General features: G+C 62.6%; 31 protein-coding genes and 1 tRNA gene. 23 read left to right on the top strand and 9 right to left on the bottom strand.

Annotated elements, in window-relative coordinates; all coding sequences use genetic code 11:
- Positions 1-128: 128 nt before the first annotated feature.
- Positions 129-2,021, top strand: a complete 1,893-nt coding sequence (locus tag QQK95_RS04440) for an ABC transporter ATP-binding protein/permease (RefSeq protein ID WP_284269366.1) — start codon at positions 129-131, stop codon at positions 2,019-2,021.
- A 272-nt stretch (positions 2,022-2,293) separates the two neighbouring features.
- Positions 2,294-3,658 carry a magnesium transporter gene (mgtE, locus tag QQK95_RS04435; protein WP_284269364.1) on the top strand — a complete coding sequence of 455 codons (1,365 nt, stop codon included), beginning with the start codon at positions 2,294-2,296 and terminating at the stop codon, positions 3,656-3,658.
- A gap of 79 nt (positions 3,659-3,737) precedes the next feature.
- Here the strand turns inward: mgtE and gor are convergent, their stop codons facing one another.
- From gor to rpiA, 3 genes are all read right to left on the bottom strand, one after another.
- Positions 3,738-5,129: a glutathione-disulfide reductase gene (gene gor / locus QQK95_RS04430; protein ID WP_284269362.1), complete on the bottom strand. Its 1,392-nt coding sequence runs from the start codon at positions 5,127-5,129 to the stop codon at positions 3,738-3,740.
- Positions 5,130-5,249: 120 nt separating this feature from the next.
- Positions 5,250-5,888: a DUF2059 domain-containing protein gene (locus QQK95_RS04425; protein WP_284269360.1), complete on the bottom strand. Its 639-nt coding sequence runs from the start codon at positions 5,886-5,888 to the stop codon at positions 5,250-5,252.
- Positions 5,875-6,606 carry a ribose-5-phosphate isomerase RpiA gene (gene rpiA, locus QQK95_RS04420; protein ID WP_284269358.1) on the bottom strand — a complete coding sequence of 244 codons (732 nt, stop codon included), beginning with the start codon at positions 6,604-6,606 and terminating at the stop codon, positions 5,875-5,877. The genes QQK95_RS04425 and rpiA overlap by 14 nt, the downstream gene beginning before the upstream one ends.
- A gap of 179 nt (positions 6,607-6,785) precedes the next feature.
- Between rpiA and QQK95_RS04415 the strand changes: the two genes are divergently transcribed.
- The 5 genes from QQK95_RS04415 (at position 6,786) to QQK95_RS04395 (ending at position 9,599) form a co-directional block, all read left to right on the top strand.
- Positions 6,786-7,469 (top strand): phosphoglycolate phosphatase, encoded by a 684-nt coding sequence (locus tag QQK95_RS04415; RefSeq protein WP_284269356.1) that lies wholly within the window; start codon positions 6,786-6,788, stop codon positions 7,467-7,469.
- 139 nt (positions 7,470-7,608) lie between these two features.
- Positions 7,609-7,683 (top strand) — tRNA-Val (locus QQK95_RS04410).
- 160 nt (positions 7,684-7,843) lie between these two features.
- Positions 7,844-8,101, top strand: a complete 258-nt coding sequence (locus QQK95_RS04405) for a PepSY domain-containing protein (RefSeq protein WP_284269354.1) — start codon at positions 7,844-7,846, stop codon at positions 8,099-8,101.
- 161 nt (positions 8,102-8,262) lie between these two features.
- Positions 8,263-9,003, top strand: coding sequence for a lysozyme inhibitor LprI family protein (locus tag QQK95_RS04400; protein WP_284269352.1), 741 nt, complete (start codon positions 8,263-8,265; stop codon positions 9,001-9,003).
- Between the two features lie 113 nt (positions 9,004-9,116).
- Complete coding sequence (locus QQK95_RS04395; RefSeq protein ID WP_284269350.1) at positions 9,117-9,599, top strand: hypothetical protein; 483 nt, start codon at positions 9,117-9,119, stop codon at positions 9,597-9,599.
- Between the two features lie 4 nt (positions 9,600-9,603).
- On the opposite strand, the gene QQK95_RS04390 is transcribed toward QQK95_RS04395, so the two are convergent.
- Both QQK95_RS04390 and QQK95_RS04385 read right to left on the bottom strand, forming a co-directional pair.
- Positions 9,604-11,487, bottom strand: coding sequence for a L,D-transpeptidase family protein (locus QQK95_RS04390; protein ID WP_284269348.1), 1,884 nt, complete (start codon positions 11,485-11,487; stop codon positions 9,604-9,606).
- A 209-nt stretch (positions 11,488-11,696) separates the two neighbouring features.
- A complete protein-coding gene (locus tag QQK95_RS04385; protein WP_284269346.1) occupies positions 11,697-12,443 on the bottom strand; it encodes a 3-oxoacyl-ACP reductase family protein in 747 nt (248 codons plus the stop codon).
- A 100-nt stretch (positions 12,444-12,543) separates the two neighbouring features.
- Between QQK95_RS04385 and QQK95_RS04380 the strand changes: the two genes are divergently transcribed.
- Positions 12,544-13,158: a TetR/AcrR family transcriptional regulator gene (locus QQK95_RS04380; RefSeq protein ID WP_284269344.1), complete on the top strand. Its 615-nt coding sequence runs from the start codon at positions 12,544-12,546 to the stop codon at positions 13,156-13,158.
- Between the two features lie 59 nt (positions 13,159-13,217).
- Entirely contained in the window at positions 13,218-13,613 is a 396-nt protein-coding gene (locus QQK95_RS04375; protein ID WP_027045104.1) for a rhodanese-like domain-containing protein, read from the top strand.
- A 70-nt stretch (positions 13,614-13,683) separates the two neighbouring features.
- Here the strand turns inward: QQK95_RS04375 and QQK95_RS04370 are convergent, their stop codons facing one another.
- Complete coding sequence (locus QQK95_RS04370; protein ID WP_284269339.1) at positions 13,684-14,595, bottom strand: alpha/beta hydrolase; 912 nt, start codon at positions 14,593-14,595, stop codon at positions 13,684-13,686.
- Between the two features lie 47 nt (positions 14,596-14,642).
- Here QQK95_RS04370 and QQK95_RS04365 point away from each other — a divergent pair, with 47 nt between their 5' ends.
- Positions 14,643-15,095 carry a MarR family winged helix-turn-helix transcriptional regulator gene (locus QQK95_RS04365; protein WP_019858112.1) on the top strand — a complete coding sequence of 151 codons (453 nt, stop codon included), beginning with the start codon at positions 14,643-14,645 and terminating at the stop codon, positions 15,093-15,095.
- Between the two features lie 54 nt (positions 15,096-15,149).
- Here QQK95_RS04365 and QQK95_RS04360 read toward each other — a convergent pair whose 3' ends face one another.
- Positions 15,150-15,761, bottom strand: coding sequence for a pyridoxamine 5'-phosphate oxidase family protein (locus QQK95_RS04360; RefSeq protein WP_284269335.1), 612 nt, complete (start codon positions 15,759-15,761; stop codon positions 15,150-15,152).
- Positions 15,762-15,829: 68 nt separating this feature from the next.
- On the bottom strand, positions 15,830-16,183 hold the full coding sequence (locus tag QQK95_RS04355) for a gamma-butyrobetaine hydroxylase family protein (RefSeq protein ID WP_010909462.1): 354 nt from the start codon (positions 16,181-16,183) through the stop codon (positions 15,830-15,832).
- 195 nt (positions 16,184-16,378) lie between these two features.
- Between QQK95_RS04355 and moaA the strand changes: the two genes are divergently transcribed.
- The 13 genes from moaA to QQK95_RS04290 all read left to right on the top strand — a co-directional run bounded on the left by moaA (position 16,379) and on the right by QQK95_RS04290 (position 26,365).
- On the top strand, positions 16,379-17,374 hold the full coding sequence (gene moaA, locus QQK95_RS04350) for a GTP 3',8-cyclase MoaA (RefSeq protein WP_284269333.1): 996 nt from the start codon (positions 16,379-16,381) through the stop codon (positions 17,372-17,374).
- Positions 17,375-17,728: 354 nt separating this feature from the next.
- Positions 17,729-18,208 carry a hypothetical protein gene (locus QQK95_RS04345; RefSeq protein ID WP_284269331.1) on the top strand — a complete coding sequence of 160 codons (480 nt, stop codon included), beginning with the start codon at positions 17,729-17,731 and terminating at the stop codon, positions 18,206-18,208.
- 120 nt (positions 18,209-18,328) lie between these two features.
- Positions 18,329-18,688 (top strand): hypothetical protein, encoded by a 360-nt coding sequence (locus QQK95_RS04340; protein WP_038646786.1) that lies wholly within the window; start codon positions 18,329-18,331, stop codon positions 18,686-18,688.
- Positions 18,689-18,873: 185 nt separating this feature from the next.
- Positions 18,874-19,794: a DMT family transporter gene (locus QQK95_RS04335; protein WP_284269324.1), complete on the top strand. Its 921-nt coding sequence runs from the start codon at positions 18,874-18,876 to the stop codon at positions 19,792-19,794.
- A gap of 43 nt (positions 19,795-19,837) precedes the next feature.
- Entirely contained in the window at positions 19,838-20,464 is a 627-nt protein-coding gene (mobA, locus tag QQK95_RS04330) for a molybdenum cofactor guanylyltransferase MobA (protein WP_284269321.1), read from the top strand.
- Positions 20,461-20,964 (top strand): molybdopterin-guanine dinucleotide biosynthesis protein B, encoded by a 504-nt coding sequence (mobB, locus tag QQK95_RS04325; protein ID WP_284269319.1) that lies wholly within the window; start codon positions 20,461-20,463, stop codon positions 20,962-20,964. The genes mobA and mobB overlap by 4 nt, the downstream gene beginning before the upstream one ends.
- A gap of 158 nt (positions 20,965-21,122) precedes the next feature.
- Positions 21,123-21,908: an ABC transporter substrate-binding protein gene (locus tag QQK95_RS04320; protein ID WP_010909469.1), complete on the top strand. Its 786-nt coding sequence runs from the start codon at positions 21,123-21,125 to the stop codon at positions 21,906-21,908.
- Between the two features lie 79 nt (positions 21,909-21,987).
- Positions 21,988-22,707 carry an ABC transporter permease gene (locus QQK95_RS04315; protein WP_284269315.1) on the top strand — a complete coding sequence of 240 codons (720 nt, stop codon included), beginning with the start codon at positions 21,988-21,990 and terminating at the stop codon, positions 22,705-22,707.
- Positions 22,704-23,525 carry an ABC transporter permease gene (locus tag QQK95_RS04310; RefSeq protein WP_284269313.1) on the top strand — a complete coding sequence of 274 codons (822 nt, stop codon included), beginning with the start codon at positions 22,704-22,706 and terminating at the stop codon, positions 23,523-23,525. Before QQK95_RS04315 ends, QQK95_RS04310 begins: the two co-directional genes overlap by 4 nt.
- A 111-nt stretch (positions 23,526-23,636) precedes the next feature.
- Positions 23,637-24,506 carry an NAD(P)-dependent oxidoreductase gene (locus QQK95_RS04305; RefSeq protein WP_284269311.1) on the top strand — a complete coding sequence of 290 codons (870 nt, stop codon included), beginning with the start codon at positions 23,637-23,639 and terminating at the stop codon, positions 24,504-24,506.
- A gap of 6 nt (positions 24,507-24,512) precedes the next feature.
- A complete protein-coding gene (locus QQK95_RS04300) occupies positions 24,513-25,217 on the top strand; it encodes a DNA alkylation repair protein (RefSeq protein WP_284269308.1) in 705 nt (234 codons plus the stop codon).
- Complete coding sequence (locus tag QQK95_RS04295) at positions 25,177-25,755, top strand: GNAT family N-acetyltransferase (protein ID WP_284269306.1); 579 nt, start codon at positions 25,177-25,179, stop codon at positions 25,753-25,755. Before QQK95_RS04300 ends, QQK95_RS04295 begins: the two co-directional genes overlap by 41 nt.
- 46 nt (positions 25,756-25,801) lie before the next feature.
- Positions 25,802-26,365 (top strand): DUF3299 domain-containing protein, encoded by a 564-nt coding sequence (locus tag QQK95_RS04290; RefSeq protein WP_284269304.1) that lies wholly within the window; start codon positions 25,802-25,804, stop codon positions 26,363-26,365.
- Between the two features lie 8 nt (positions 26,366-26,373).
- Here the strand turns inward: QQK95_RS04290 and QQK95_RS04285 are convergent, their stop codons facing one another.
- The gene (locus QQK95_RS04285; RefSeq protein WP_006205209.1) at positions 26,374-26,865 is read right to left on the bottom strand and encodes an Lrp/AsnC family transcriptional regulator; all 492 of its coding nucleotides are present in this window, start codon (positions 26,863-26,865) and stop codon (positions 26,374-26,376) included.
- Positions 26,866-26,971: the final 106 nt, after the last annotated feature.

The raw sequence follows: 26,971 nt of genomic DNA, 5'->3' as shown, positions 1-26,971 counted from the left end.
ATCCGTAACAAAACAAAAAAGGTTTGGGCGGGATCGTGATTCGGATCGGCAGACGATCGCAGGAGTCAGTACCGGATAGACTACACAGCGGCGCCGCAGGGCGGTCGCATTTGACGCCGGTATCCTCGATGCGCAGTTTCTGGGGGCTGATGAAGGCCTACTGGTTCTCCGAGCGCTGGAAGGAAGCCTGGACGCTCACTATCGTCATCGCCCTGCTGACGGCGCTTTCCAGCAAGGCCGGCGTCTGGTTTGCCCTGGCATTGGGCGAGTTGGGCAATTCGATCGCCTTTTTCCACGACGCAGCCAACACCAGCCCGCTGCAGGCAATTCTGACCAATGCCGGCATATTGGTTCTGTTGGTCGTGCTGAAGGATGCCGGCTTCACCGGCGTGCGAGGTCTTGTCTCGGCAACCCTGCACCGAAAGTGGCGTGGCTGGCTGAATAGCCAGTTCAACAAGGCTCTGCTCGACGGCAATCATACCCACTTCCATGCCCAGCATGGTTCGGCGGCAGGCGGCATCGTCGCACCCGACAACATCGACCAGCGCATTCAGGAATCGATCAAGGACATGACGGGTGGGGCGATCGGTCTCGCCATGGGCGTTCTGGGTGTCGCGACCTCGCTCTATTTTATCGGCGAAAATCTGATCGGATCCTCGGTCGAGGTCAAAGGACTGGAGTTCCTCGGCGGTTATGGCAGCGCAGTGCTGGCCTTCCTCGCCGTCGCCATTTACGTGCCGCTGAACACCTGGATTGCGGTCAAGCTTGGCCGCTTGCTCGAGCGGCTCAATATCCGCATGCAGCAGGCCGAGGGCAGCTACCGCAGTGAACTGACGACGTTCCTGCGCCGCAGCTTCCATGTCGCCGCCTCGCATGGCGAAGACGTGCAAAAGTCGATGCATGACAAGCTCTACGTCGATATCGACAAGACCTGGGGCAAGCTCAATGTCGTCAACAACAGCTACACGTCGTTCGAGCTGATCTACAACTTCCTCGGCGCCCGGATCGTCGCCTATGGTCCCGGCCTGGTGTCGTTCATACACAACCGCCTGGACTACAAGGGCTACATAACCGGCTCCGAAATGGTCGCCCAGCTGATCAGCCAGTGCTCGTGGTTCATCCATGTCATGCCCGCCATCGCCACGCTGCGCGCCAACAGCCAGCGTGTCACCGAACTGGCGAACGCGATCGAGAACGTCCAGCATCCGCAGGCGTTCTACAGCCAGACCGGTCAGTCCGACTTCCACTATGCCAGCCAGAACCCGGTCTTCGGCCTGACCATCCAGAAGCTGGAACTGGCGCATCAGGGCGAGGACGCGACCCCGTTCCTCAGTGCCGCCAATTTGCGCTTCCGGCGCGGCGAGTGGACGTTCCTGAAGGGCGAATCCGGTTGCGGCAAGACTTCGCTGATCAAGGCGATCAACGGCCTCTGGCCCTATGGCCGCGGCACCATCGTCTTTCCCGACGGGGTGAAGAGTTTCTATGCCGCCCAGGAGGTCAAGCTCCAGCAGGTGTCGCTGAAACAGCTGGTCTGCCTGCCGGGCTCCGAGCACGACCACGGCGATGCGCAGGTCGCGTCGGCGCTGCACAAAGCCGGCCTTGGCGACTTCATCGAGCATATGGCCAGTGAGAGCCGTGAGGGCAAAAGCTGGGATCAGGTCCTGTCGGGCGGCCAGAAGCAGAAGCTGGTGGTGGCCCGCATCATCCTGCAGCAGCCGGGGTTGCTGTTCCTCGACGAGGCGACCGGTGCCCTCGACCCGGAAGGCAAGATTGCCTTCCACCAGGCGATCAAGGACAACTGCCCCGATGTCACGGTGATCAGCGTCATGCACGAAGCGGTGGCGCCACGATCGGCTGCCGGCACCGAGTTCTACCACTCGATCGTGTTGATCGCCGACGGCGTCGCCACCAAGAAGCCAATGGCTCCGACCCTGCCAGTCGAACTCACCACGATTCTGACCCAGCCACGGCCGGTCGAGGACAAATGGTTGCGTTTCTCGCGCCGGCTGAAGCAGAAATAACGTTGATTTCACCGCGACTTGCCGGGCAGCGCGGCAGTCGGCGATCACAGTATCGCGATCGGAGCCATCCGGCGCTGTTTTCCTCACTCACCGCGATTGACTCGGCAAGGTGCGCTCCTATGTTGCGCCGGCTTGCTGATAGTCAAACGCGAACCCGCAAGCGGAAAGGTCACCGCGCCATGCCTGGCGACAGTATTAGTCGAACGCAACCGCCGTCCGCCTAGACGTGACCTCGCATGGTTCATGTCCTGCCGGACGGCAAGGAGTGAACCATGAACGATTTTTTCCCTGTGGCGGACGATGAGGCCGTCGCCATCGCCCGCATCCTTGCAAACGACCACGTCGCCGACGTGGTCGAGGCGCTCAACCATGAATCGCGCGAAATCGCGACGGATCTGCTTTGCGCGGTCCCCTTCGAGCGGCTGGTCGAGATCTTCGACCAGCCCGAACTCGACGGTGCGCCCGAACTCGCGGAGGCCCTGCCCCGTGCCAAGGCAAGCAAGCTGCTCACCGCCATGTCTGTCGACCGTGCGGCCGACATACTGCGCGAGCTCGATGAGCCGGCACGTTCCGAACTGCTCGGCGCACTGGCGCCGCCGCTGCGCGCAACCCTGCTTTCCATCCTGGGTTATCCTGAAGGCAGCGCCGCATCGATCATGACGACGGAGTTCGTCAGCGTTCCCTCGGACTGGACCGTCGGGCGCACGCTCGACTACATCCGCAAGGTCGAGCGGACGCGTGAGACTGTCTACGCGATCTACATCGTCGATCCGCAAACGCACCTCCTGGTGCGGTCGACCGGCCTGCGCCGGCTCATCACCGGTGAGCCGGACGACCCGATCCTGTCGGTGGCGCCGGACCGCGTGCCGGTGACGGTCACCCCGCTGACCGATCGTGAAACCCTGGCGCAGACGATCTCCAAATACGATCTGCTGGCCGTGCCGGTCGTCGACCATGGCAAGATCCTCGGCATCGTCACCATCGACGACATCATCGACACGATGATCGAGGAAACGACGGAGGATGTGCATCGCTTCGGCGGCATGGAAGCGCTCGACGAGCCCTACATGAAGATGAGCTTCCTCTCCATGATCAAGAAACGAGGCGGCTGGCTGTGCGCGCTGTTCATCAGCGAAATGCTGACCGCCAACGCCATGCAGAGCTACGAGGGTGAGTTGGAGAAGGCGATCGTGCTCACCCTCTTCATCCCGCTGATCATGAGCTCCGGCGGCAATTCCGGCTCGCAGGCGACCTCGCTGGTCATCCGCGCGCTGGCGCTGCGCGAGATCGGCCTTCGTGACTGGTGGCGGGTGGCGTTGCGCGAACTGCCCACCGGTCTCGTGCTGGGCGCCATGCTTGGCGTGGTCGGCATCTGCCGCATCGCTCTCTGGCAATATATGGGCTTCTACGACTATGGGCCGCATTGGCCGCTGATCGCCACGACGGTGGGCGCCGCACTGGTCGGCATCGTCACCTTCGGCTCTTTGTCGGGCTCGATGCTACCCTTTGCCTTGAAACGGATCGGTTTCGACCCCGCCAGCGCATCGGCGCCGTTTGTCGCCACGCTGGTCGATGTCACCGGGCTGGTGATCTATTTCTCGGTGGCGCTGGTCATCCTGCGCGGCACGCTGCTGTAGCCGCATTGCTGTTTCCGCCGCTGGCCATGGCCGGCGGCGGCTTCCGCCTTTCAGGCTTGCCTTGAGCAAACCATGCCTGTCACTGGACGCGCTGGCCGTCCTTCACGCGGTAGGTCGGCTTGTACATGGTGACCAGTTCTTCCGCCGCGGTCGGGTGCACGGCCATTGTGCGATCGAAATCATCCTTGGTCAGGCCGGCCTTCAGCGGAATGCCGAGCAGCTGCGCCATTTCGCCGGCATCCGGCCCCAATATGTGGGCGCCGAGCACTTTGCGGGAAGCGCCGTCGACTACCAGCTTCATCAGCATCTTCTCGTCGCGGCCCGACAGCGTATGCCGCATCGGCCGGAAGCTGGCGCGATAGATCTCGACATCGGCGAAACGCTTCACGGCCTCATCCTCGGAGAGGCCGACAGTACCGATTTCCGGCTGCGAGAAGACCGCGGTCGCGATCGTTTCGTGGTCGGGCGCGGTCGGGTTGCCCTTGAACGCCGTCTCGACAAAGCACATCGCTTCGTGGATCGCCACCGGTGTCAGCTGCACGCGGTTGGTGACGTCGCCGATCGCCCAGATATTGTCGATGTTGGTGCGGGAGTACTCGTCCACCTTGATCGCGCCGGCCTGGGTCATCTCGAGGCCGATACCTTCCAGGCCCATGTTCTCGGTGTTGGGGATGCGCCCGATGGCCAGCATGACCTGGTCCACCGTCAGCGTCTGGCCGCTGGTGAGAAGGGCGTCGAGCCGGCCGTCCGGCCGCTTGCGGATCGACTCCGATACGGCATGGCAGAGGATCCTTATCCCCTTCTTTTCCATGGTCTCGTGCAGCGTGCGGCGCAGGTCCATGTCGAAGCGGCTGAGGATCTCCTTGCCGCGATAGACCAGCGTGGTGTCGACGCCGAGACCGTGGAAGATGTTGGCGAACTCGACCGCGATATAGCCGCCGCCCTCGATCATGATCGCCTTTGGCAGTTCCTTGAGGTCGAAAGCCTCGTTGGAAAAGATGCAATGCTCATGACCGGGAAGTGCCGGATGCGCTGCCGGACGGCCGCCGGTGGCGATCAGGATCTGGTCGGCCGTGACGGTCCGGTCCTCGCCAAGAAGATGGATGACATGCGGGTCGACGATCATCGCCCGCGAATGGAAGGTCTCGCCGCCTGAGCCCTCGACATTCTTCTTGTAGATCGCCTCCAGCCGGCTGATCTCGCGATCCTTGTTGGCGACCAGTGTCTGCCAGTTGAAACTGGCTTCCGGCACCGTCCAGCCATAGCCGGCGGCATCGGCGAAATGCTCCGGAAATTGCGAGGCGTAGACGTAGAGTTTTTTCGGCACGCAGCCGCGGATGACGCAGGTACCGCCAAAACGGTATTCCTCGGCGATGCCGACGCGCTTGCCGAGTGCGGCGGCAACGCGCGCCGCCCTCACCCCGCCGGAGCCGCCGCCGATGACGAAAAGATCATAGTCATAACCGGCCATGAGGCAGCTCCTTGAATGTCGGGAAATGTGAGTGACAGGTAGGCCGCCAAAGGCCAAAAGAAAAGCCCGGGCAAGCCGGGCTTCACAGATGGCCGCAAGGCCACATTTGAAAACGCAGGATCAGTTCTGCGTGCCGTCGGCGGGAGCTGAACCGTCGGCCGGTGCTGAACCGTCCGCGGGCGCGGCGCCGTCCGCCGGAGCCGCATTGTCGGCCGGAGCGGCACCATCAGCGGGCGCAGGGGCTGCCTTGGCCTTTGCCTTGGCGGCCGCGGCCAGCGTTTCGCCGACCTGCTGGGCGAGGTCGCGGCCAAGGCCGTTTTGCCAGATGTCGGCCGCCTTGACCAGATCACGCGTCACGGTCGGGCCGCTGTCGAGCAGCTTCTTGCCGGAGTCGGAGTTGTAGAAGGCCGCGATATCGTTGAGTTCCTTTTCGGAAAACACCTTCGCATAGGCAAGCGCCGCTTCCTTTTCGAGATCGGCGCGGCGTGACGCCAATGCCAAAGCCTTCTCGCTGATCGTCTTGCCGATCAGCTCCTGCATGTCCGGGTTCTTCTGGATGAGCTGCGATTCGAGCGCGGCGGCAGCCTGCGGCAGGATGCTGTCGAACGGATCGGTAGCATGGATCGCCGCGACCGCCGCGCGGGCCGCCTTCAGGTGCGATTCGGTGACATCCTGCGAAAACGCCGGCGACGACAAGGCGAAAACGGCCGAAGCCGCCAGAACGACGCAAAGGCCGCGAACCCGGTTATGCAACATCATGATCGATAGAACTCCCTGGTTTTCGGGCGGCATGGACGGTTTGGATACCGTCGCCGCCGGCGATGATGGCCGCTGACGCCAGCCCGATGAAAAGACCATGCTCGACCACGCCCGGAATGGCGTGGAGAGCATTCGAAAGCGCTCTTGTATCCGGAATGCGGCCAAAAGATGCATCGAGGATAAAATGGCCGCCGTCTGTAACAAAAGCCTGGCTTCCCGTCATCCTCAATGTAATCGGACCGGAAAGGCCGAGCTCCGCAGCCGTCTTGGCTATGGCGATCTCGGTGGCGCGCAGGCCGAACTGGTTGACTTCGATCGGCAGCGGAAAACGGCCGAGCGTCTCGACCATCTTCGACCGGTCGGCGATGACGATCATGCGCTGCGAGGCCGCGGCCACGATCTTCTCGCGCAGCAGCGCGCCGCCGCCGCCCTTGATCAGGGTCAGTTCCGGGTCGACCTCGTCGGCGCCGTCGACCGTAAGATCGAGCTCGGGCGTTTCCTCCAACGTCGACAGCGGCACGCCAAGCTCTCGGCAAAGTGCCGCGGTGCGCTCGGAAGTCGGCACGCCGATGACGGTCATGCCGGTGGCGACCTTGTCGGCGAGCAGCCGTACGAACTCTTCCGCCGTGGTGCCGGTGCCGATGCCGAGCCGCATGCCGTCGCTGACATGGGCAAGGGCGGCCCGCGCGGCCTCGACCTTCAACTGTCTTGCATCCATGCCGCTTGCTGCCCCGGGGAACCTTGTGTTTCGGGCTCCTAGCATTTTTGCCGGCCGGGTCAAAGCTTTTGACCGGGGTCAAAGCCTCTGACCGTTGGGCGCCTGTACACCGCTTTGCTTGCCTTGACGCGCCACAGCCGCTATCGCCTGCCAATGCACAAACCTGCGCAGGATGGATCATGAGTCGCCCGATCATCGTGTTCGACCTCGACGGAACGCTGATTGACACGGCGCCGGACCTGCTCGACAGCCTCAACCACAGCTTGGCCGCCAGCGAACTCACGGCTGTCGACGAGGCCGGCTTCAGGCGCTTCGTCGGCCATGGCGGCCGCGTGATGATAGAGCGGGCGCACGCCGCCCAGCAGCGCTCGCTCGAGGTCGCCGAGCATGACCGGCTGCTGAAACTGTTCCTCGATCACTACACCGACAACATCCCCGGCAAATCGCGCCCCTACCCCGGTGTCGTCGACGCGATCGCGCGCTTCGAGAAGGCGGGCTATCTCCTGGCCATCTGCACCAACAAATACGAGGCCAACTCGCTCGCGCTGATCGAAGCGCTCGGCTTGGCCAGGCATTTCGCGGCCATCGCCGGCCAGGACACGTTCGCGTTCCGCAAGCCCGATCCGCGCCACCTGACCGAAACCATCAGGCTCGCCGGCGGCGATCCGCACCGCGCCCTGATGGTCGGCGATTCGCAAACCGACATCGACACCGCCAAGGCCGCCGGCATACCGGTGGTGGCGGTCGACTTCGGCTACACCGACCGGCATGTCCGCGAATTCGAGCCCTCGGCGATCATCTCGCATTTCGACGCGCTGACCGTGGATCTGGCGGAGCGATTGATCCGCGCTGCGGGACACTGAGCGGAAAGCAACGAGAATATCGTCGGGACGGGCGCGAAATGGCGCAGAATCCGATCTCTGCAAGAACGCCAGACAGCGCCTTGACTTAACCGACCGGCCTCCCTTATATCGCGGCTCGCTTGGCCTTCGGGCAACGAGCGGGCGATTAGCTCAGCGGGAGAGCACACCCTTCACACGGGTGGGGTCGCAGGTTCAATCCCTGCATCGCCCACCATCTTTTCAAATGGTTTTCCAGCCTTAGTCCGCCAATGCTCTGTTGGCAGCGGCGCAGCGAATTGCAACTTGTGCGGACATGGCCTGGCACGCAAGGCGTCCCATCCGGAACCAACCGAGACACCTGCGAGTTTCTGTCCATCGAAACTTGAGGGAAAACCATGTCCAGATTTCTCGTCGCAACCAGCGTCGCCGTTCTTCTCGTCGCCGGACCTGCTCTGGCCGCCGACGACAAGCCGTTGCCGCCGACCAACGCCAAGAAGCTCTCGGAGATCATCGCCAAGGTCGAACAGCGCGACGGCTTTCGCTACGTGAAAGAGGTCGACTGGGACAAGGACGCCTACACCGTCACCTACTACACGTCGGACAAGGCGAAGGTCGAAATCACCTACGATCCAGTGACGGCCGAGCCTAAGTAAAAGCCGCCGGCAGAGACTCTTCATTTCGACGGGTCTGCCCGTTTTCTCCGCGCGCCTGAACGCGCCAATCCTGATTGCCGCAAATTGTCCATCCTTGGCGTGTGATATGCACACCAGGCGCGGGCAGCGCCTTGGGTAATCCTGTTGGCTTGGGGGCAGTCATGCGATTTTCCGTTCGAACCGATTTCCTGCTTGCGCTCGCCGTCATCCTCGCCGGCGGCATGCTTGCGGCGCCTTCGGCGAGGGCCGACGGGCCATCCTTCGACTGCGCCAAGGCGAGCCTGCCGGCGGAGAAGGCGATCTGCGCCGATCCGCAGCTGTCGGCGATCGATCTGCTGGTCGCCAAGGCCTACAAGGGATTCGAGCCGGCCTTCGGCGGTGACAAGCGCAAGATCGCCCGCGGGCTGATTGCCGACCGCAATGCCTGCAAGACCGACACCGCCTGCATCGTCAGCGCGCTGAACAATGCCTTGCAGACCTATGGCAGTGCACCGTCATGGGTGCAGGACTACAACATCGCCCTGATCGGCAAGAAGGCGCTGGACGCAGCCGCGCGCAACCCCGGCAACAGCGATCAGCCCCTGCCCTCGGCCGTCGGGCAATGCGCGTCCACCCACATCAAGACGCTGACCGCGCGGCTTGGCGACGATCCGCTGGAAACAGCCGCGCCCGACGCGGGCAGCGCCGCGACGTTCACCAATGGCGGCGGTGCCGTCTCCTATGATCGCGAACCGGGCCTGGCCGCCTCGAAGGTCGGCGAACCCGTCGTGATGTGCCTGATCGCGATTCCCAGGGATTGTCCCAGGGATGACGACCGTGGCCGGGTCTATTATTCGATCGATCTGGTTGCGAAGGGTTCCTGGGCCTTGCCGGACTCCGAGCATCTGTGCGGCGGCGCATGACCGGCCTTGCTTGGTGATCCACGAAGTCCGCCAAAGCGGTCCGCTCCGTGCCTGCCCTTGCGCTGGATCTTCTTTGATGGCTGACTAATACAGTTGACTGCGCCGCATGGGGGATGGGCATGGCGACGGCCAAGTATGTGATGAAGCGCGTCCTGATGATGCTGGCCGGCTATCTGGTCGCCGTGCTGGTCGGCCTGGTCGCCGTGGCGGCGATCTACGCCGCGCTCAGTTCCCTGCCCAACGCGCCGGCCTATTTCGACATCATGGGCGTCAGCCCGATCGCCGTCCTGGTGGTGCCGCCGCTCGGCATGTTCGTCTACTTCCTGACCATTGTCGTGACCGGGCTGCAGACGCTGATCTTCGCGCTGATCGCCGAGTTCTTTTCGCTGCGCAATGCCCTGATGCACATGGTCTTCGGCGCCGCTGCCGCCGCCGGTGGTTTCTTTCTGATCTGGCCGGTTCCGTCGGAGGATATGGATCCCGAGCGCTGGGCCGACATCGGCATCATTGCCGCCGCCGGCCTTGTCGCCGGATTGATCTACTGGCTGATCGCCGGGCGGGAAGCGGGTTTCCGCCGCCCATTCTCGCAATTTTGAACGATCAGCTCGACGGCGAGCGCACGGCCTCGGTGGCGTCCAGGGCCTGCTTCAGCCGCGTATCGCGATCGTACACGTCGTTGAAATACTCGACCTTGCCGGACAGGTCGGGCCAGGCGGTGAAATAGGCGACATAGACCGGAATCTTGCGCGTCACATCCTCGGTCGAATGGCCGTGCTTCAGCTTCTCGGCGACATAGTCGACCGAGGTGCCGAGCACCGCCGCCGCCATGCCACGCGGGTCCTGCAGGCGCACGCAGCCATGGCTGAGCGCGCGCATGTCCTGCTTGAAGAACGATTTCTGCGGCGTGTCGTGCATGTAGATCGCATGCTTGTTGGGGAACAGGATCTTCAGTTCGCCCAGCGCATTGGCCTCGCTCGGCTGCTGGCGCACGCTGTAGGGAATGTTGGCGCCATAGGCGCCCCAATTGACCGCCGACGAGGGAATGCGCTTGCCGCGCGAATCCGTCACCTCGTAGCCGGCTCGGTCGAGATAGCCGGGATCGCTGCGCAGCCTGGGCAGCATCTCGTTGACGATGATCGACTGCGGCACGCCCCAATAGGGATGGAAGTCGACCTGCTTGATCTGGTCGTAGAAGAAGGCCGTCTGGTTGGTGACCCGGCCAACGACGACGCGCGTCTTCAGCTTCTCCTCGCCATTGTCGATGTAGCTCGCGGTGAACGCCGGCTGGTTGATGAAGACACGCGGACTGCCGAGATCGGAAGGCAGCCAGCGCAGTTCCTCCAGCGCCACCTGCACCTTGAGCAGTCTGTCGGCCTTCGACGTGCCGGCCAGCAAGGCGACGGTGCGCGGACCGATGACGCCGTCGCCCTTCATGCCTTCCTTCACCTGCACCGCCTTGATCAGCGGCACCAGCTCGGGGACATACACCTCGCTGGTCGCCAGTCGCGACAGGAGCTCGCCATAGGTGCCGCCCATATCATCATCGAGATTGCGCGCGATCAGCGACAGCAGCTTCGGCAGTTCGGGGCTGGTCTCGCCCGGCTTCAGCAGCAGCTTGGGATCGACGACGATCTCATTTTCCGCACTGGCCTGCAGGGCCTCCAGTTCGACGCGCAGCGCCTGATATTCCGCATTCTGCGGATGCCGCGATTCGAGGTAGGTGCGCACTTCCTGCGTATGCGCCAGCGTCTTCAGCACGCCGACCATGTCGAGCGGCTTGGCCGGAAAATCATAATAGCCAGTCATCCGGTTGGGCTCGACACGGCCGTTCTGGGCGTCATGGGCGTAGCGCAAGACACGCGCCGACAGCGCCATCTCGAAGCGCACGAGTTCCCTGAGCTTGGCCGCGTCATCCGTCGAGGCCGAAGTCGTGGCCGGCACATCGACGGTGTAGTCGGCGGGCGTCAGGCCATAGCTCGCGGCCTCGCCAAGCACCCGCACCGCATCCTGGGCGCGGTTGTTGGGACTGGTTCCGTTCACCCAGATGAAGTCCGGATTGGCCGAGTAGTAGGCGATCAGTGCCTTGGCGATGTCGGGCTCGGCATAGAGTTCGTAGTCGCTGAGACTTGCGATGGCATCGTGGAAAGCAGCCCCGGTGGCCGACGGAACGAACGCCGCGTCCTGCGGCGTCGCCGGCTGGGGCGCGGCGGACAGCGTCGAGAAGTCGACGCGAACAAGCTTGTCAGCCTTGTAGGTGTAATAGGACGGGCTGCTGATCTTCGCGCCGCCGCCACCGCCGCCGGCCGGGGCTTTGGGTTTGTGCTTTGGCGGAGGCGGAAATTCCCCCTGCGGCTCATGCCTGACGCCGCCGCCGAACAGCATGTCGAACAGCCCCTGGGCACCTGCCTGAGGCGCGCCCAGGGCGAGCGTTGCCGCGACCGCCACAAGCGGCATCGCGGTTGCTTTTTTACCGAGGAATTTCATGGATCACCCGCTCCGGTCGCAACCGGTTCCCGTTCCGCACGCAAGACCGTCTCGCTCACCGCATGGCGGATGTAAGGCGCGACTATACCGATTCATACCGATTTCGTTAAGCTTTCATAAATTTTGGAAAGCCTGTTGCAGAACGGTTTCACAAGATCGTGACGGCTGGAGCGCGGGTGCTTCGCTCCAGCCTGAAGAACTTCCCAAATTCAGGCATTGGCGCCGCCATCGATCGTCAACGCGGCGCCGGTGACGAAACGCCCCTCCGGACCGGCAAGCCAGGCAACCATGCCGGCGATGTCATCGGCCTTGCCGAATCGCGGCGTCGCCATCTTCCGGCGCTGGTGCTCGGCATGCGGTCCATCCGCCGGGTTCATGTCGGTGTCAGTCGAACCGGGATGGACGACATTGGCGGTGATGCCGCGCGGACCGAGGTCGCGTGCGAGTGCCTTGGTCAAGCCGACCAGGGCCGCCTTGCTGGCGGAATAGGCGCCAAGGCTGGTGTCGGTGACGCGTTCGGCGAGATTGCTGCCGATCGAGATGATCCGGCCGCCCTCGCCCATATGCGCCGCTGCCGCTTTCGAGGCGATGAACGGGGCTCTGAGATTGACCGACATGGTCTCGTCGAAGTCGGCTAACGACAATGTGTCGATGGGTGCCGCCCGCCAGATTCCGGCACTGTTGACCAGGATGTCGAGTCGGCCGAATGCCGCGGCGGTCTCGTCAACGGCCCTGTCTATCGCCTCGGCATCGCGGTTATCGGCCTTGATGGCGATGGCGCGGCCGCCCTTGGCCTCTATCTCGGCGACGACCGAGCGGGCCTGTGCCTCGCCATGCACATAGGTCAGCGCGACATTGGCGCCATCGGCCGCCAGCCTTCGCGCAATCGCCGCCCCAATGCCGCGGCTGCCGCCGGTGACGAGTGCGGCCTTGCCGTTCAAATTGCTGGAAGACATGTGTTTCTCCATTTATGTAGCGATTGATACATAAATTCCTGGCAGCCTTGTTCGACCGCGTCAACTCATTTATGTATCGATCAACACAGAAAAGAAGACCATGTCGGAAAGAGGCCGTCCCCGCACCTTCGATCGAACCGCTGCCCTGCGGCGCGCGATGGAGCTGTTTTGGGCCAAGGGCTATGAGGGTGCGTCGATCGCCGAGCTGACGACGGCGATGGGTATCAATTCGCCCAGTCTCTACGCCGCCTTCGGCAGCAAGGAGGCGCTGTTTCTCGAAGCGACCGAATATTACACGCAAGCCGAAGGAACCGAGATCTGGGCCGCCTTGGACGAGGCGCCGACGGCATGCCAGGCGATCGAGAATTTTCTGCGGCGGACAGCCAAGGCCTATTCGCAGACCGATCGCCCGCAGGGCTGCCTGATTGCGCTGGGCGCACTGCATGAAGACTCGAGCAGCGGTGCTATCTGCACGGATTTGCGCCGCCGCCGCGCCGAAAATCTGACGGCCTTGCGCGAACGCCTGGAGCGCGGCGTGGCCGAGGGCGAATTGCCTGCCGGCTTCGACTGCGATGGCGTGGCGACCTTCTACGCCACGGTGCAGCACGGCATGTCGATCCAGGCGCGCGATGGCGCGTCGTGTAGCGCGCTGATGGCGACCGTCACTGGGGCGATGGCTGCATGGCAGACGCTGGCAGGTCCCGACAGAGCGTGACAAACGCGGGCTGTTGTGCTCGAAATTCCGACCTGCCAGCAAGGCCGGGAGGGACAACAGTGAAAAAGGGTTATCGCGAACTGCTGGACGAAGCCAACGCCGAGATCGAAGTGGTTTCGCCTGAGGAAGCCGCAGGGCTGCTCGAGGACGAAGGCACAATCTTCGTCGACCTGCGCGACCCACGCGAGGTCGAGCGCGACGGCAGGATTCCCGGCGCCAAACATGTCACGCGTGGCATGCTGGAATTCTGGATCGATCCCGAAAGCCCCTATCACAAGCCATTCTTCGCCTCGGGCAAGAGCTTCGTGTTCTTCTGCGCCGGCGGCTGGCGTTCGGCGCTCGCCACCAAGACGGCTCAGGACATGGGACTTGCCCCGGTCAAGCACATCCTTGGCGGCTACACCGCCTGGAAGGCGGCCGGCCTGCCGGTCGAACCCGGCGAGAAGAAGAAGTAGCCCTATGCATGTCGCTCAAAAGTGGTCCCGGTTTTGAGACAACGACATGCATGGCACGGGGATTGCGACTTCAGTGCAGCCGCGACGGCTCGCGGTGCTCCGCCACAAAGGCAACGGCGCTCGCGACAACGCCCTCGTCCGCCAGAATGCGGCGGTGGCCAAGCCCGTCGGCCCAATGCAGCCGCACATGGCCGCCGGCGCCGGCGTAGCGTTTCGCGTGCTCGGCGGGCACCTCGCGATCATCCGGCGCGTGGATGACCAGGGTTGGAACGGGCGCCTGGGCGAGCTGGCGGTCGCCGGTGAATTCGTGCAGCGGCCGGCCGGACAGATGCTGGACGCGGTCCGCCATCGCCACCTGTGAGCGCGGCCCGACATTGAGCATGCGGCTGAAGTCGGCGAAGATCGCCGGCAAGGAACTCGGTGCGGCGATCAGCACGAGACGTCCGGCCGCCAGGGGCGGAATGTTCTTGACCGAACCGGCAATGGCATTGGCGGCGACGGCGCCGCCGAAGGAATGACCAACCGCCGCGGCAAACGGGCCGAACCATTCGCCGGCGACCCGCACCGCGTCAACCGCGTTGACCATGTTCAGGTGCCGGCCCTGCGAATGGCCGTGCCCCGGCAGGTCCAGGGAAACGACCCTGTAGCCGGCCGCGCGATAGCCCTCGATCAAGGCGCGCATATATTCGGTCCGCGAACGCCAGCCATGAACGACTAGCACAGTGCCAAGTGCGGCCCTGCCCGGCTCCGGCCGGAATTCGTGCACCATGACGCAGCCGGTTGCCGTCTTCAGCCGATGATGGCGCGCCTCGGTCATGAACTCCGCGGCCCGGCCGATGGCGCGGCGCTCGCCGTCGGTCAGCGCCCTTGTGCTCGGCGTGCGGCAAAACAGTTCGAAAGCCGCGCGCCCGGTGATGCGTGGCGCAATATGTTCGGCCGCACCAAATACGCTCCGGATGACCTTCAGCCCGATTGATGCCATAGTGAGAATCCATCCATACGTTCAAGCATGAACATAATAGTTCAAAGATGAACAATAAACAAGAGCTACCCTGGGATAACCCGCGTTTTCGCAACTGGGTCGCGGTGGCGCGCGCCTGCCATGTGCTGGAGCGTACGCTGGCGGTGAAACTCGCGCCACTGGACCTGAAGCCGGCGCAGCTCGACGTGCTGATGAACCTCTACCGCCATCCCGGCATGTCGCAGCACGACCTTGCCCGCAAGCTGCTCGTTGGCCGCTCCAACATCACCATGCTGTTGCCACAGCTGGAGACGCGCGGCCTGCTGCGCCGCGAAGGCGACGAGAAGGACAAGCGCATCCTGCGGCTCGCTCTGACCGAGGCTGGCGAGGCGCTGCTGATGCAGGCGCTGAAAGTGCACATGGCGCTGATCGAGAAGGCGATGAGCCAGTCGACGCCTGAGCAGTGCGACATGATCGGCGAGCAGATGCGCAAGATCTATGAGGTGCTGAAGGAAGCCTGACACCCAAGGTGTGCCAAGATTCAGGCCAGCCTCCCCTGAATATCGGTGCACCGGCTACCACATGGTTTTCTTCGCCCGCTCCGGCCATTCCTTGTCGTAGGCCTCGCCGTCGATGTTCTTGCGGCTCGTGATTTCCAGGATCTTTCCCGGCGTCGGCAGCGATTTCGGATCGACATGCTTTGCCGGGTTCCAAAGCTCCGACCGCACGATGGCGCGGGCGCATTGGAAAAAGACCGAATCGACGTCGATGACGGTCACCGAACGCGCCGCCTTGCCGTCGACCATGAAGGATGCGCAAAGTTCGGCGTCCGTGGTGATGCGCGCGCGGCCGTTGATGCGCAGCGTCGTGCCCGAGCCCGGTACCAGGAACAGCAGCCCGACGCGCGGATCCCGGATGATGTTGCGCAGCGAATCGGCGCGATTGTTGCCGCGCCGGTCCGGCATCATCAGTGTCTTCGGATCAACGATACGCACGAAGCCGGCGACATCGCCGCGCGGCGAACAATCCAGCCCCTCCGGTCCGCTGGTGGCAAGCGCGACAAAAGGCGAGGCCTCGATGAAGGCGGCATATTCGGGAATGACGTGGTCGAGTTCCTTGACCAGCGAGGCTTCGCCTGGAACGCCGTAGAGCGCCTCGAGTTGTTCAACCGTGGTGATGAGCGACATCTTCTTCGTCTCCGAACCTTTGCCGGCGCTACCCCACATCGATGACGTTTTGACGACAGCGGCGGGTTCTAGCGATCGCGGCTCAGCCCTTTTTCGGCAAGCTCCGCCAGATAGGCGTTCCAGCGCTCATCCTTCTCGTGGCCGAGCGTGTGCAGGTAATTCCAGGTGAAAATGCCGGTGTCGTGGAAATCATCGAAGGTGATGCGAACCGCGTAGTTGCCGACCGGCTCGATCTTCAGGATGGCCACGTTGCGCTTGCCGGGAACCGTCACACGCTGGTCGGGCGAATGGCCCTGCACCTCGGCCGATGGCGAGGCGACGCGCAGAAGCTCCGCAGGCAGTTCGAATGGCTGGTGATTGGGAAAGGTGACCGACAGCAGCTTGCGGTCCTTGGAGACCCGGAGTTCTTTTGGCGCGGTCATGCTGTTGATCCCATGTCGATTGCCCTTCCCTACGCCGCTTCGCGAAAGGGGAAAAGTCCTGATAGAACAACCGACATACCGTGTCGGCTCCGGGATGTTACCAAAGATCGAGACGCGGTATCTTGAATGGCGGGCTGGATCGTATCACATAGCTGTATATAACGGCGCCGGTAGCGGCCACGGAAACGCTCGAACATGAACATGATCGACCCCTTCGGTCGCACGATCAGCTATCTCAGAGTGTCGGTCACCGACCGCTGTGATTTCCGCTGCACCTATTGCATGGCCGAGGACATGGCCTTCCTGCCGAAGAAGGACCTGCTGTCGCTGGAAGAGCTGGACCGGCTCTGCACCGTCTTCATCGAGAAGGGTGTCAGAAAACTGCGCCTCACTGGCGGCGAGCCGCTGGTGCGCAAGAACATCATGCATCTGGTGCGCCAGCTCTCGCGCCACCTCGATAGCGGCGCGCTGGAAGAACTGACGCTGACCACCAACGGCTCGCAGCTGTCGCGCTTCGCCGCCGAGCTCGCCGATTGCGGCGTCAAGCGCATCAACGTCTCGCTCGACACGCTGGATGCGGACAAGTTCCACCAGATCACGCGCTGGGGCCATCTCGACAAGGTCATGCAAGGCATCGATGCCGCGCAGGCGGCCGGGCTGAAGGTCAAGCTCAACGCGGTGGCGCTGAAGGATTTCAACGACGCCGAACTGCCCGACATGATGCGCTGGGCGCATGGCCGCGGCATGGATCTGACGGTGATCGAAACCATGCCGATGGGCGAGATCGACGCCGACCGCACCGACCAGTATCTGCCGCTGTCGCTGCTGCGCGCCTCACTGGAGCGCCAGTTCACGCTGACCGACATTCCCTTCAAGACCGGTGGCCCTGCCCGCTATGTCAACGTCGCCGAGACCGGCGGAAAGCTCGGTTTCATCACGCCGATGACGCATAATTTCTGCGAAAGCTGCAACCGCGTCCGGCTGACCTGCACCGGCACTCTCTATATGTGCCTTGGCCAGGAAGACGCCGCCGACCTGCGCGCGCCGTTGCGTGCATCCGAAGGCAACGAACTTGTCAGCGACGCCATCGACGAGGCCATAGGCCGCAAGCCGAAGGGCCATGATTTCATCATCGATCGCCGCACCAGCCGTCCTTCGGTATCCAGACATATGAGCGTCACCGGCGGATAGCCGTCAGTGACTATACCGCAGTGGCGGCGACATCATTTTGTACTGTAAACTCAAACTCACGATCGCTATCGGGAGGTGGGTGTGGTGTCGGGTAAGGGAGCAATGGATCCTGCCGAGCTTGAGATGATCAAGAATCGGTGCGCGCAAGCCACGCCCGGGCCTTGGAGTTCGTTTGTCGAAGGTAGGGACCATACCAGCGGTTCGAACTTCATCATGACGGGACACGGAGGAGAAGATTTTGAGTTGAGTGGTGGCACGGTAGCCGATCAGGATTTTATCGCACACGCCCGCCAGGATATCCCAAGACTGCTCGCTGAAATCGAACGCCTCAGACGCAATGCGGGAGAGGTTTAGATGTTTACCCGAGATGCCCTGTTTCTCATGATAGCGGTAAGTGGCTTTGTCTCGGGTGCAGCCATCGCCAAGCCCTTCACCTATGTGAACGCGCGCTTCGGCACCGTCTGCACCTTTCCCGATGAGATATTCACCGATCGTCAGCCCGAGCCGGAAAATGGCGACGGACAGGTTTGGCTGAGCGCGGACGGCGCCAGCCTGACCTGCTCCGGCATCCTCAACGTCGATGACGACACGCCGAAAGGCTTTGTCGCGGCTGAAAAGGCAAGCAAGGAACCTGGTTATACCGTCACCTACGGCAAGACCGGCAAGAACTGGGCGGTGTTGTCGGGCATGAAGGATGGGAAGATCTTCTATGAGCGGCGCCTGTTCGGCAGAGATGGCGTCATCCGCACCGTCTGGATCGATTACCCGCCGGCCCTGAAGTCGAAATACGATCCGCTCGTCGGCGCCATTGCCGGAAGCCTCAAGGGGCAGTGAGTATTTCCGATCACACCCCAGAAAAAGTCTTGTCCGCGAACCGCCGCCGGATTTACGGCCAGCTTGTTCCGGCCTAGCCTTTCGCCCGAAGCGGCTCTTCGCTGATAGGGGGAATACACCATGCGCAAACTCATTCTTTCTCTCGCATTGCTGGGCCTTGCGGCCGTGCCCGCGGCTGCTCAGTCGATCGGCGGCACCTACACCGTCGCCGGCACCAATTTCGACGGGTCGAAATATGATGGCGAAGCCACCATCACACTGACCAGCGGGACGACTTGCGCGATCCACTGGGAGACCGGCGGCTCTTCTTCGGACGGCATCTGCATGCGCAACGACGATGCTTTCTCCGCAGGCTATGTCATGGGCAAGGACATCGGCCTCGTCGTCTACAAGGTCGAGGATGACGGCTCGCTGCATGGCCTGTGGACCATCGCCGGCAAGGAAGGCAACGGCACCGAAGTGCTGACGCCGAAGAAATAGACATCGGCAGCCTGTACTGTACTGCTTCCGGGAGGCGAAGGCTCCTCCCGGATCGGATTCTCGCCGGATCCGGGATCGATTTCACCCCGGCGATGACGAATGCACCGGTGCTGGCCCAGCCCTTTGCCATTGCTGTTTCGTGGCGGGCTGTTACAGGCTTGCTGCCTAAGCAACCGGTAGATGTCTTGCCTCTTTCCCCAAATCTTCGCGGCGCGTTGTTCATGATGGTGGCGATGGTTGGCTTCACGCTCAACGACGCCATCACCAAATACTCTTCGCAATCGATGAACATGGCGCAGGTCATGCTGATCAGAGGGGCCTTTGCCTCGCTCTTCGTCGGCCTGCTGGCCTGGCAACGTGGCGCGCTTTCGCGGCCGCGCCTGATGCTGCAGCCGCTGGTGGCGATGCGTGTCCTGAGCGAAGCAGGCGGCACCGTGTCATTCCTGGTGGCGCTCGCCCATTTGCCGATCGGCAGTGTGTCAGCCGTTCTTCAGGCGCTGCCGCTGGCGGTGACGATGGGTGCTGCGCTGTTTTTCGGCGAAACGGTCGGCTGGCGGCGCTGGCTGGCGATCGCCACCGGTTTTGCCGGCGTGCTGATCATCGTGCGGCCGGGTTTCGACGGCTTCACCATCTATTCCCTTTGGGCGCTGGCGAGCGTTGCCTGCTGCACCGTGCGCGATCTCGCCACCAAGCGCATCCCCCAAACCACACCGACCATGCTGGTCTCGACCGCCACCGCGCTGGCAATGACCGTCGTCGGCGCGGTGCTGTTGTCGCCGATGGGTGGCTGGACGCCGATGACCGGCAAAAGCACGGCGCTGCTGGCGCTGGCGGCGGTGCTGGTGCTCATCGGCTATCAATTCATCATCATGGCGATGCGCTCGGGCGAGATCTCCTTCATCGCGCCGTTCCGCTACACCGCGCTGCTGTGGTCCATCCTGCTTGGCTTGATCGTCTTCGGCGACATACCGGACATGCCGATGATCGTCGGCGCGACAATCGTCGTCGGCTCGGGTCTCTATGCGCTCTATCGCGAGCGTGTGGTCGGCCGGCGAAGGATCGTCGCCGAAACCACCGGGCCGGCCATGGCGCCGGATGGAATCTAGCCGGGTCTTGTGATTTCCGGCGGCTGGCGTACAGGCTCGATGCATGAGGCGAGATATTGCAGGGATCGTCCTGGCCGGTGGCCAGTCAAGGCGGATGGGAGGCGGCGACAAGAGCCTGTTGCCGCTTGGCTCCGGCAGCGTGCTTGACCAGGTCCTGTCGCGTTTTGGCCCGCAGATCGAAACCCTTGCGCTGAGCGCCAATGGCGATCCCGAGCGCTTTTCCCGGTTCGGACTGCCCGTGCTTGCCGACACCGTCGAAGGCTTTGCCGGGCCGCTTGCCGGAATTCTGGCCGGCCTCGAATGGGCTGCCGCCAATACGCCTTGCAGGGCCGTCGTCACCGCCGCCGGAGACACGCCCTTCCTGCCGCTTGATCTCGTCGACCGCCTGGCGGCCGCGGCCGGCGAACACCCCGGCTCCATTGCCGTCGCCTCCTCGGCCGGCCGGCTCCACCCGACCTTCGCGCTGTGGCCGACAAAGTGTCGCGACGCCTTGCGCCATTTCCTGGTCGATGAGGACAACAGGCGGGTTTCGGCCTTCATCGAGCGCCATGGCCATGTCGAGGTGGAATTCCCGGTCGTGCAATCCACAGGGCTCGACCCTTTCTTCAACATCAATGTGCCTGACGATCTTGCCGAGGCCGGGCGCCTGTTGCAGAGCATGACATCATGAACATCTTCGGCATCACCGGCTGGAAAAACTCCGGCAAGACCACCCTCACCGAAAAGCTGGTCGTCGAGCTTGTGCGGCGCGGCTGGAAGGTCTCGACGGTCAAGCATGCCCATCATGATTTCGACATCGACAGACCGGGCGCAGACAGCTTCCGCCATCGGCAGGCCGGCGCCACCGAGGTCGCGATCGTGTCCGGCAACCGCTGGGCACTGATGCACGAATTGCGTGGCGAGGATGAGCCGCCGCTGGAAAGCATCCTCTCGCGACTCGCCCCGTGCGACATCGTGCTGGTCGAAGGCTACAAGCGCGAATCCCACCGCAAGATCGAAACGCGGCGCCTGGAAGCGAAGGACCGGACGCCGCTTTCAGCGGGCGATCCCAACATTGTCGCCATCGCCGCCGATTTCGCCATCGCGGACAACAGCCTGCCGGCATTCGACCTCGACGACGTAAAATCGATAGTCGACTTCATCGAGCGCACCACCGGCCTCGTTGCTTGAGATGTAACGTAACGGCAGAACCCCATTGCCGATTTCGGTGGTTTTGCAGTTGCTTTTTTCTTGGAAAGAGTGGGAGTATCGCCCCAGCGGGCGGTCAAAAGCACCGCCCCATAGAGCCGTTTCGGAACGACGGCCGGGACCATAAAGAGAGGACTATCATGCGTATTGCACTGCGTATCGCGCTCGCCGCATCGGCTGCGCTGCTGACGCTCGGCGTAGCCCAGGCCCAGGAAAAGACCCTGCGGATCGGCACCGAAGGCGCCTATCCCCCGTTCAACAACCTCACCTCCGACGGCAAGCTCGTCGGCTTCGACATCGACATCGCCCAGGCGCTTTGCGATCAGATGAAGGTCAAGTGCACCTTCGTCGCCCAGGATTGGGACGGCATCATTCCGGCACTTCAGGCCGGCAAGTTCGACGCCATCGTCGCCTCGATGTCGATCACGCCGGAGCGCAAGGAGAAGGTCGACTTCACCCACAAATACTACAACACGCCCTCGGCTCTCGCAGTGCCGAAAGACTCGACGCTGAAGGGTGTGACCAAGGCAGATCTCGCCGGCAAGACCATCGGCGTCGCCACGACGACCACCCATTTCAACTATGCCTCGAAGACCTACACCGACAGCACCGTGAAGGGTTATCCGAGCAGCCCCGAGGAGCAGGCAGATCTTGCCAATGGTCGCCTCGACGCGATCGAGGACGATATCGTCGTGCTGCAGCAGTGGCTGGACTCGCCTGATGGCGCCTGCTGCAAGATTCTCGGCCAGCCCTCGCCGCAACCGGTCGAGATCTTCGGGCCGGGCGCCGGCATTGCCGTGCGCAAGGGCGAGACCGATCTGGTCAACAAGCTCAATGAGGCCATCGACGCCATCCGCGCCAATGGAAAATACAAGGAAATCAACGACAAGTACTTCAAGTTCGACGTCTTCGGCGCCGAGTCCTGATAGGCAGTATCCAGACGGCGGGGAAATCCCCGCCGTCTTTCTATTCATCTTGGGAACGCCGTGGGGATAAGACCTGTCAATGCCAGCCCAAAGCATATGGACACTTCTCAGTTGGGGACCTGATGGCTGGAGCGACGACATTGCCTATGGCGTCATTGTAACGGTTCTGCTCGCGCTGGCGACGCTCCCCATTGGGTTGACGATCGGCTTTTTCATTGCGCTCGGCAAGCAATCCGAGGAGCCGTCGCTGCGCCTCGCCGCCAATATCTACACCACGGTCTTTCGCGGCCTGCCGGAACTGGTGACGCTTTTCCTGTTCTTCTTCGGCATGCCGATCCTGCTGCAGCATCTCATCCGGTATTTCCGCCCCGAAGCGACCATCGACGTCAACAGCTTCGTCGCCGGCATGATCGTGCTCTCGCTGATCTTCTCGTCCTATGCCAGCGAGGTTTTCCTCTCGGCCTTCCGCGCCATCCCGAAGGGGCAGTATGAAGGTGGCTATTCCATTGGTTTGTCCAAATGGCAGACCATGCGCCTGGTGGTCCTGCCTCAGCTGCTGCGCATTGCCTTCCCCGGCCTCGAGAACTGTTGGCTCAGCCTGCTCAAGGACACGTCCCTGGTTTCGGTCGTCGGTCTTGCCGAGACATTGCGCAATGCCGGCGTGGCGGCTCGCGTCACCAAGCATTCTTTCCTGTTCTACAGCATTGCGGCTCTGGTCTTTCTGGGGCTGGCCGTCGTGTCATCCTTCGCCACCAGTGCCATTTTGCGCTCGCTTGGCAAACGGGAGGCACAACGATGAGCGCCACCGCCGCCATGGTCGAACGGCCGCCACCGCGGACCCGCGGCTGGCCGCGACCGCGCATCGTCGGCTACGCGCTGGTCTGCCTGTGGATCGCCTTTGGCCTCGGCATCGTCGGCTATCTCGTCTTTGCCTGGAACCCGGCCTTCTTCGCCAAGTATGCGCCGGCCTATCTGCGCGGACTGGGCGTTACCCTGTCGCTGGTCGCCATTTCGATGGTGCTTGGCGCCGTCCTGTCGATGCCCGTTGCTTACGGGCGTATGTCCAGGAACCGGATCCTGTCCGGTCTTGCCTACTGTTACGTCTATTTCTTCCGGGGCACGCCGCTGCTGGTTCAGACGTTCCTGGTCTATTACGGGCTGGGGTCGTTCAGACCGGAACTCCAGATGATCGGGCTTTGGGATTTCTTCAAGGACGCCTTCAACTGCGGCGTCTTCGCCTTTGCGCTGAACACCGCCGCCTACCAGGCCGAGATCCTGCGCGGCGCCATCGAAAGCGTGCACAGGGGCCAATGGGAAGGGGCCGCCTCGCTCGGCCTGCACAAACTGCAGACCCTGCGCAAGATCATCCTGCCGCAAGCTTTGATCGTCGCGTTGCGGCCTTACGGCAATGAGCTGATCCTGATGGTCAAGGCGTCCGCCATCGTCGCTATCATCACCGTCTACGACCTGATGGGCAATGCAAAACTCGCCTTCGCCAACTCCTTCGACATCCAGGCCTATATCTGGGTTGCCCTGGTGTACCTGGTGATGGTCGAGTTGTTGCGCCATGCCATCGAATGGATCGAGCGCCGGATCACCATTCACCTGAAGCGCTGACGGGTTTCCATATCGTCTGCACCAGTCGATCAGGCCGCAGGCGTCTTGACGAATTGAGCGCAGGGCCTAGAGCTTTCGCGGCAATTTCGTTTCCGTTTGAAAGGCGAGCTCATGGCATCTGTGGCATTTCTCGGTCTTGGCGTGATGGGCTATCCCATGGCCGGCCACTTGAAGAACAAGGGTGGTCATGACGTCACTGTCTACAACCGCACCAAGGCCAAGGCCGAGCAATGGGTCGGCCAGCATGGCGGCAGCCTTGCGGTGACGCCGGCGGAGGCAGCCAAGGACAAGGACTTCGTCTTTTCCTGCGTCGGCAATGACGACGATCTGCGCTCGGTGACGACGGGTCCCGAGGGCGCCTTCAAATCGATGAAGAAAGGTTCGGTCTTCATCGACAACACCACGGCCTCGGCGGAAGTCGCGCGCGAATTGGCGCAAGCTGCGCAAGCCGGCGGGTTCTCGTTTCTCGACGCACCGGTTTCCGGTGGCCAGGCCGGTGCCGAGAACGGCGTGCTGACCGTCATGGTCGGCGGCGATCAGGCTGCCTTCGACAGAGCGCGGCCCGTTATCGACGCCTATGCCCGCATGGTCGGGCTGATGGGGTCGGCGGGTGCTGGCCAACTCACCAAGATGATCAACCAGATCTGCATCGCCGGGCTGGTGCAGGGTCTGTCGGAAGGCATCCATTTCGGCAAGAAGGCCGGGCTCGACATCGAGAAGGTGATCGAGGTGATCTCCAAGGGCGCCGCCGGTTCCTGGCAGATGGAAAACCGCCACAAGACGATGAATGCCGGCAAATATGATTTCGGCTTTGCTGTCGACTGGATGCGCAAGGATCTTGGCATCTGCCTGGCGGAGGCCGACCGCAACGGCGCCAAACTGCCGGTGACAGCACTTGTCGACCAGTTCTACAAGGATGTGCAGGCCATGGGCGGCAAGCGCTGGGACACGTCCTCGCTGCTGGCGCGCCTCGAGAAGTAGGCGGCCATGTCCCTGCCCGCTCCAGGCTGGACAGCGCAGGACATCGTCGCGCATCTGCGCTCGATCGGCACAGAGGAAAACCGCGCCGGCATGGCGCGGTTCGGCATCAACATCGCGACTGCGCTTGGTGTCGGCAATACGGACTTGCGGCCCTTGGCGCGCAAGCTGAAGCGCAATCACGAACGATCCCTGGCGCTGTGGGCCAGCGGCATTCGTGAAGCGCGGCTGATGGCGGCTTTCACCGGCGAACCGAAGAAGATCACCATCGGGGAATGCCGCCGCTGGGCTGGCGATTTCGATTCTTGGGAAGTCGTCGATACCGTCTCCGACCTGTTCGTCGATACACCGTTCTGGCGCACGCTGATCGAGGAGTTTGCGGTCGACGAGCGCGAATTCGTTCGCCGCACGGCCTTTGCCATGCTGGCATGGGCGGCCGTGCATTTGAAAAAGGAGCCGGACGCGACGTTCCTGTCCTATCTGCCCTTGATCGAAGCCCATGCCGGCGATGAGCGCAATTTCGTCAGGAAAGTCGTCAACTGGGCGCTGCGGCAGATCGGCAAGCGATCGATGAGCCTCTACGCCCCTGCCCTGGCGCTGGCGCAGAAGCTCGCCGACTCCCCAGACAAGACCACGCGCTGGATCGGCAAGGATGCCGTGAAGGAATTGTCGAATGCCAAAACGCTCGAACGCCTCGCGGCCAGAAAAATCTGACCTGGCCAATATCCGCTTCACCGAAGTGACTCTGGCGACCCGTCACAACTTCGAAACCTTGTTCGAGCAGCCGGGTGCGCCAAAATACTGCTGGTGCATGGCCTGGCGGCACTCCGGCCGCGAGCACATCCAGAACGATGAGAAGAAGCGCCAGATGATGGCACTCATCGATGCCGGGACCCCGGTCGGCATCCTCGCCGAGGTCGACGGCAGGACCATTGCCTGGTGTTCGGTCGCTCCGCGCGAGACCTATCGCAGGCTTTCAAAGCAGCAGGATGACAGCGAGACAGGCGTATGGTCGATCGTCTGCTTCTATGTGCCGAGGGCGTTGCGTGGTGGCGGCCTTGCTTCGGCCATGCTCGATGCAGCCATCGATCATGCCTTCGCCAAGGGCGCGCGCATCATCGAGGCCTACCCCGTGGCCGAGGCATCGCCGAGCTACCGTTTCATGGGCTTTCGCGACATGTTTGCCTCGCGCGGCTTCCACGAAGCCGGCATGGCCGGTTCTCGCCGACATGTGATGCGGCTCGAGCATTGACGTCATTGGCCTCGACGTCTTTACTCGCCCCCAAAGGAAGGCGGCCATGAGCCATTTCAAATCAATCCTGGCGCTCGCGGCCGCGCTGTCTCTCGGCGCTGCCGGCGCTTCGGCCGAGACCATGCACATCTTCTGGAAGGATCTGCGCCCGGCGAGCCAGGCGATCGCCGAAGATGCCGGCCTGCCGATGATTGCGGCTAGACTGCCCGATCACGGCGAGACGCTGTCCCAAGGTCTGCAGGACAAGACGATAAAATTAGCCGGCTATGCATTGCCGGTCGATCGCGATGGTGACCTCGTCTATCAGTTCCTGCTGGTGCCGTGGACCGGCGCATGCAGCCACATGCCGACGCCGCCGCCCAATCAGATCGTGCTGGTCACGCCAGCCCATCCCTACAAGATGTCGCAAGCCTACCAGCCGGTCGCCGTCACCGGTGCCCTGAAGCCGGACATGGAGAAAAGCCAGTTGTTCATTCTGGATGGCGTCAGCGTCATCCAGTCCGGTTACAGCGTGCGCAAAGCAGAGGTGGTCGGCGTCGACACCGTGCCGGACACCATCACCCTGCCGGTGAACTCGCCCTGGAGTTTCCTCAACAAGAAGAAGAACTGAGCCGCTGCTCAGGCGGCGTTGGCGCCCGATTCCTTGTCCAGCACCATGTAGTCGAGCGGGATTTCGGTGGTGTACTTGATCTGCTCCATGGCGAAGGACGACGACACGTCACGGATTTCGATCTTGGCGATCAGCCGCTTGTAGAAGGCGTCGTAGGCGGCGATGTCAGGCACCACGACGCGCAGCAGATAATCGACGTCGCCGCTCATGCGGTAGAACTCGACCACCTCGGGAAACTCCTGGATGACCTCGGAGAAGCGGCGCAGCCATTCGTGGCTGTGCGAATTCGTGCGGATCGAAACGAAGACGGTGACCCGCACATTGACCTTCTCGTGGTCGAGAATGGCGACGCGCCGCTTGATAACGCCTTCCTCCTCGAGCTTCTGGATGCGGCGCCAGCAGGGCGTGGTCGACAGGCCGACCTTCTTGGCGACATCGGCCACCGCGAGTGTGGCGTCCTCCTGCAGGAGGCGGAGAATTTTTCGATCGAGGCGGTCCATTAGAGGCTCCTGAGGAATAGTTTGGCTATATTCCCCTTTATTCGGGGCTTTCACAAGAAAGAAATTCTGCCAATCACCGTGAAAGCGAGTGATTTCTTGCTGAATG

The sequence above is a fragment of the Mesorhizobium huakuii genome (assembly GCF_030160235.1).
Lineage (GTDB): Bacteria > Pseudomonadota > Alphaproteobacteria > Rhizobiales > Rhizobiaceae > Mesorhizobium > Mesorhizobium huakuii.
Note: the sequence above shows the minus strand (reverse complement) of the source record. Positions and strands in the feature narration are given on the sequence as shown.

Coding starts and splice junctions, on each gene's coding strand:
- QQK95_RS04360 (WP_284269335.1), bottom strand. CDS start 15,761: ATGTCGCTCATCACCACGGTTGAACAACTCGAGGCGCTCTACGGCGTT.
- mobA (WP_284269321.1), top strand. CDS start 19,838: ATGAGGCGAGATATTGCAGGGATCGTCCTGGCCGGTGGCCAGTCAAGG.
- QQK95_RS04440 (WP_284269366.1), top strand. CDS start 129: ATGCGCAGTTTCTGGGGGCTGATGAAGGCCTACTGGTTCTCCGAGCGC.
- QQK95_RS04425 (WP_284269360.1), bottom strand. CDS start 5,888: ATGATGTTGCATAACCGGGTTCGCGGCCTTTGCGTCGTTCTGGCGGCT.
- gor (WP_284269362.1), bottom strand. CDS start 5,129: ATGGCCGGTTATGACTATGATCTTTTCGTCATCGGCGGCGGCTCCGGC.
- QQK95_RS04355 (WP_010909462.1), bottom strand. CDS start 16,183: ATGACCGCGCCAAAAGAACTCCGGGTCTCCAAGGACCGCAAGCTGCTG.
- QQK95_RS04390 (WP_284269348.1), bottom strand. CDS start 11,487: ATGAAATTCCTCGGTAAAAAAGCAACCGCGATGCCGCTTGTGGCGGTC.
- QQK95_RS04385 (WP_284269346.1), bottom strand. CDS start 12,443: ATGTCTTCCAGCAATTTGAACGGCAAGGCCGCACTCGTCACCGGCGGC.
- QQK95_RS04290 (WP_284269304.1), top strand. CDS start 25,802: ATGAGCCATTTCAAATCAATCCTGGCGCTCGCGGCCGCGCTGTCTCTC.
- moaA (WP_284269333.1), top strand. CDS start 16,379: ATGAACATGATCGACCCCTTCGGTCGCACGATCAGCTATCTCAGAGTG.
- rpiA (WP_284269358.1), bottom strand. CDS start 6,606: ATGGATGCAAGACAGTTGAAGGTCGAGGCCGCGCGGGCCGCCCTTGCC.
- QQK95_RS04345 (WP_284269331.1), top strand. CDS start 17,729: ATGTTTACCCGAGATGCCCTGTTTCTCATGATAGCGGTAAGTGGCTTT.
- QQK95_RS04305 (WP_284269311.1), top strand. CDS start 23,637: ATGGCATCTGTGGCATTTCTCGGTCTTGGCGTGATGGGCTATCCCATG.
- QQK95_RS04300 (WP_284269308.1), top strand. CDS start 24,513: ATGTCCCTGCCCGCTCCAGGCTGGACAGCGCAGGACATCGTCGCGCAT.
- QQK95_RS04370 (WP_284269339.1), bottom strand. CDS start 14,595: ATGGCATCAATCGGGCTGAAGGTCATCCGGAGCGTATTTGGTGCGGCC.
- mobB (WP_284269319.1), top strand. CDS start 20,461: ATGAACATCTTCGGCATCACCGGCTGGAAAAACTCCGGCAAGACCACC.
- QQK95_RS04340 (WP_038646786.1), top strand. CDS start 18,329: ATGCGCAAACTCATTCTTTCTCTCGCATTGCTGGGCCTTGCGGCCGTG.
- QQK95_RS04400 (WP_284269352.1), top strand. CDS start 8,263: ATGCGATTTTCCGTTCGAACCGATTTCCTGCTTGCGCTCGCCGTCATC.
- QQK95_RS04415 (WP_284269356.1), top strand. CDS start 6,786: ATGAGTCGCCCGATCATCGTGTTCGACCTCGACGGAACGCTGATTGAC.
- QQK95_RS04310 (WP_284269313.1), top strand. CDS start 22,704: ATGAGCGCCACCGCCGCCATGGTCGAACGGCCGCCACCGCGGACCCGC.
- QQK95_RS04365 (WP_019858112.1), top strand. CDS start 14,643: ATGAACAATAAACAAGAGCTACCCTGGGATAACCCGCGTTTTCGCAAC.
- mgtE (WP_284269364.1), top strand. CDS start 2,294: ATGAACGATTTTTTCCCTGTGGCGGACGATGAGGCCGTCGCCATCGCC.
- QQK95_RS04315 (WP_284269315.1), top strand. CDS start 21,988: ATGCCAGCCCAAAGCATATGGACACTTCTCAGTTGGGGACCTGATGGC.
- QQK95_RS04320 (WP_010909469.1), top strand. CDS start 21,123: ATGCGTATTGCACTGCGTATCGCGCTCGCCGCATCGGCTGCGCTGCTG.
- QQK95_RS04285 (WP_006205209.1), bottom strand. CDS start 26,865: ATGGACCGCCTCGATCGAAAAATTCTCCGCCTCCTGCAGGAGGACGCC.
- QQK95_RS04380 (WP_284269344.1), top strand. CDS start 12,544: ATGTCGGAAAGAGGCCGTCCCCGCACCTTCGATCGAACCGCTGCCCTG.
- QQK95_RS04295 (WP_284269306.1), top strand. CDS start 25,177: ATGCCAAAACGCTCGAACGCCTCGCGGCCAGAAAAATCTGACCTGGCC.
- QQK95_RS04395 (WP_284269350.1), top strand. CDS start 9,117: ATGGGCATGGCGACGGCCAAGTATGTGATGAAGCGCGTCCTGATGATG.
- QQK95_RS04405 (WP_284269354.1), top strand. CDS start 7,844: ATGTCCAGATTTCTCGTCGCAACCAGCGTCGCCGTTCTTCTCGTCGCC.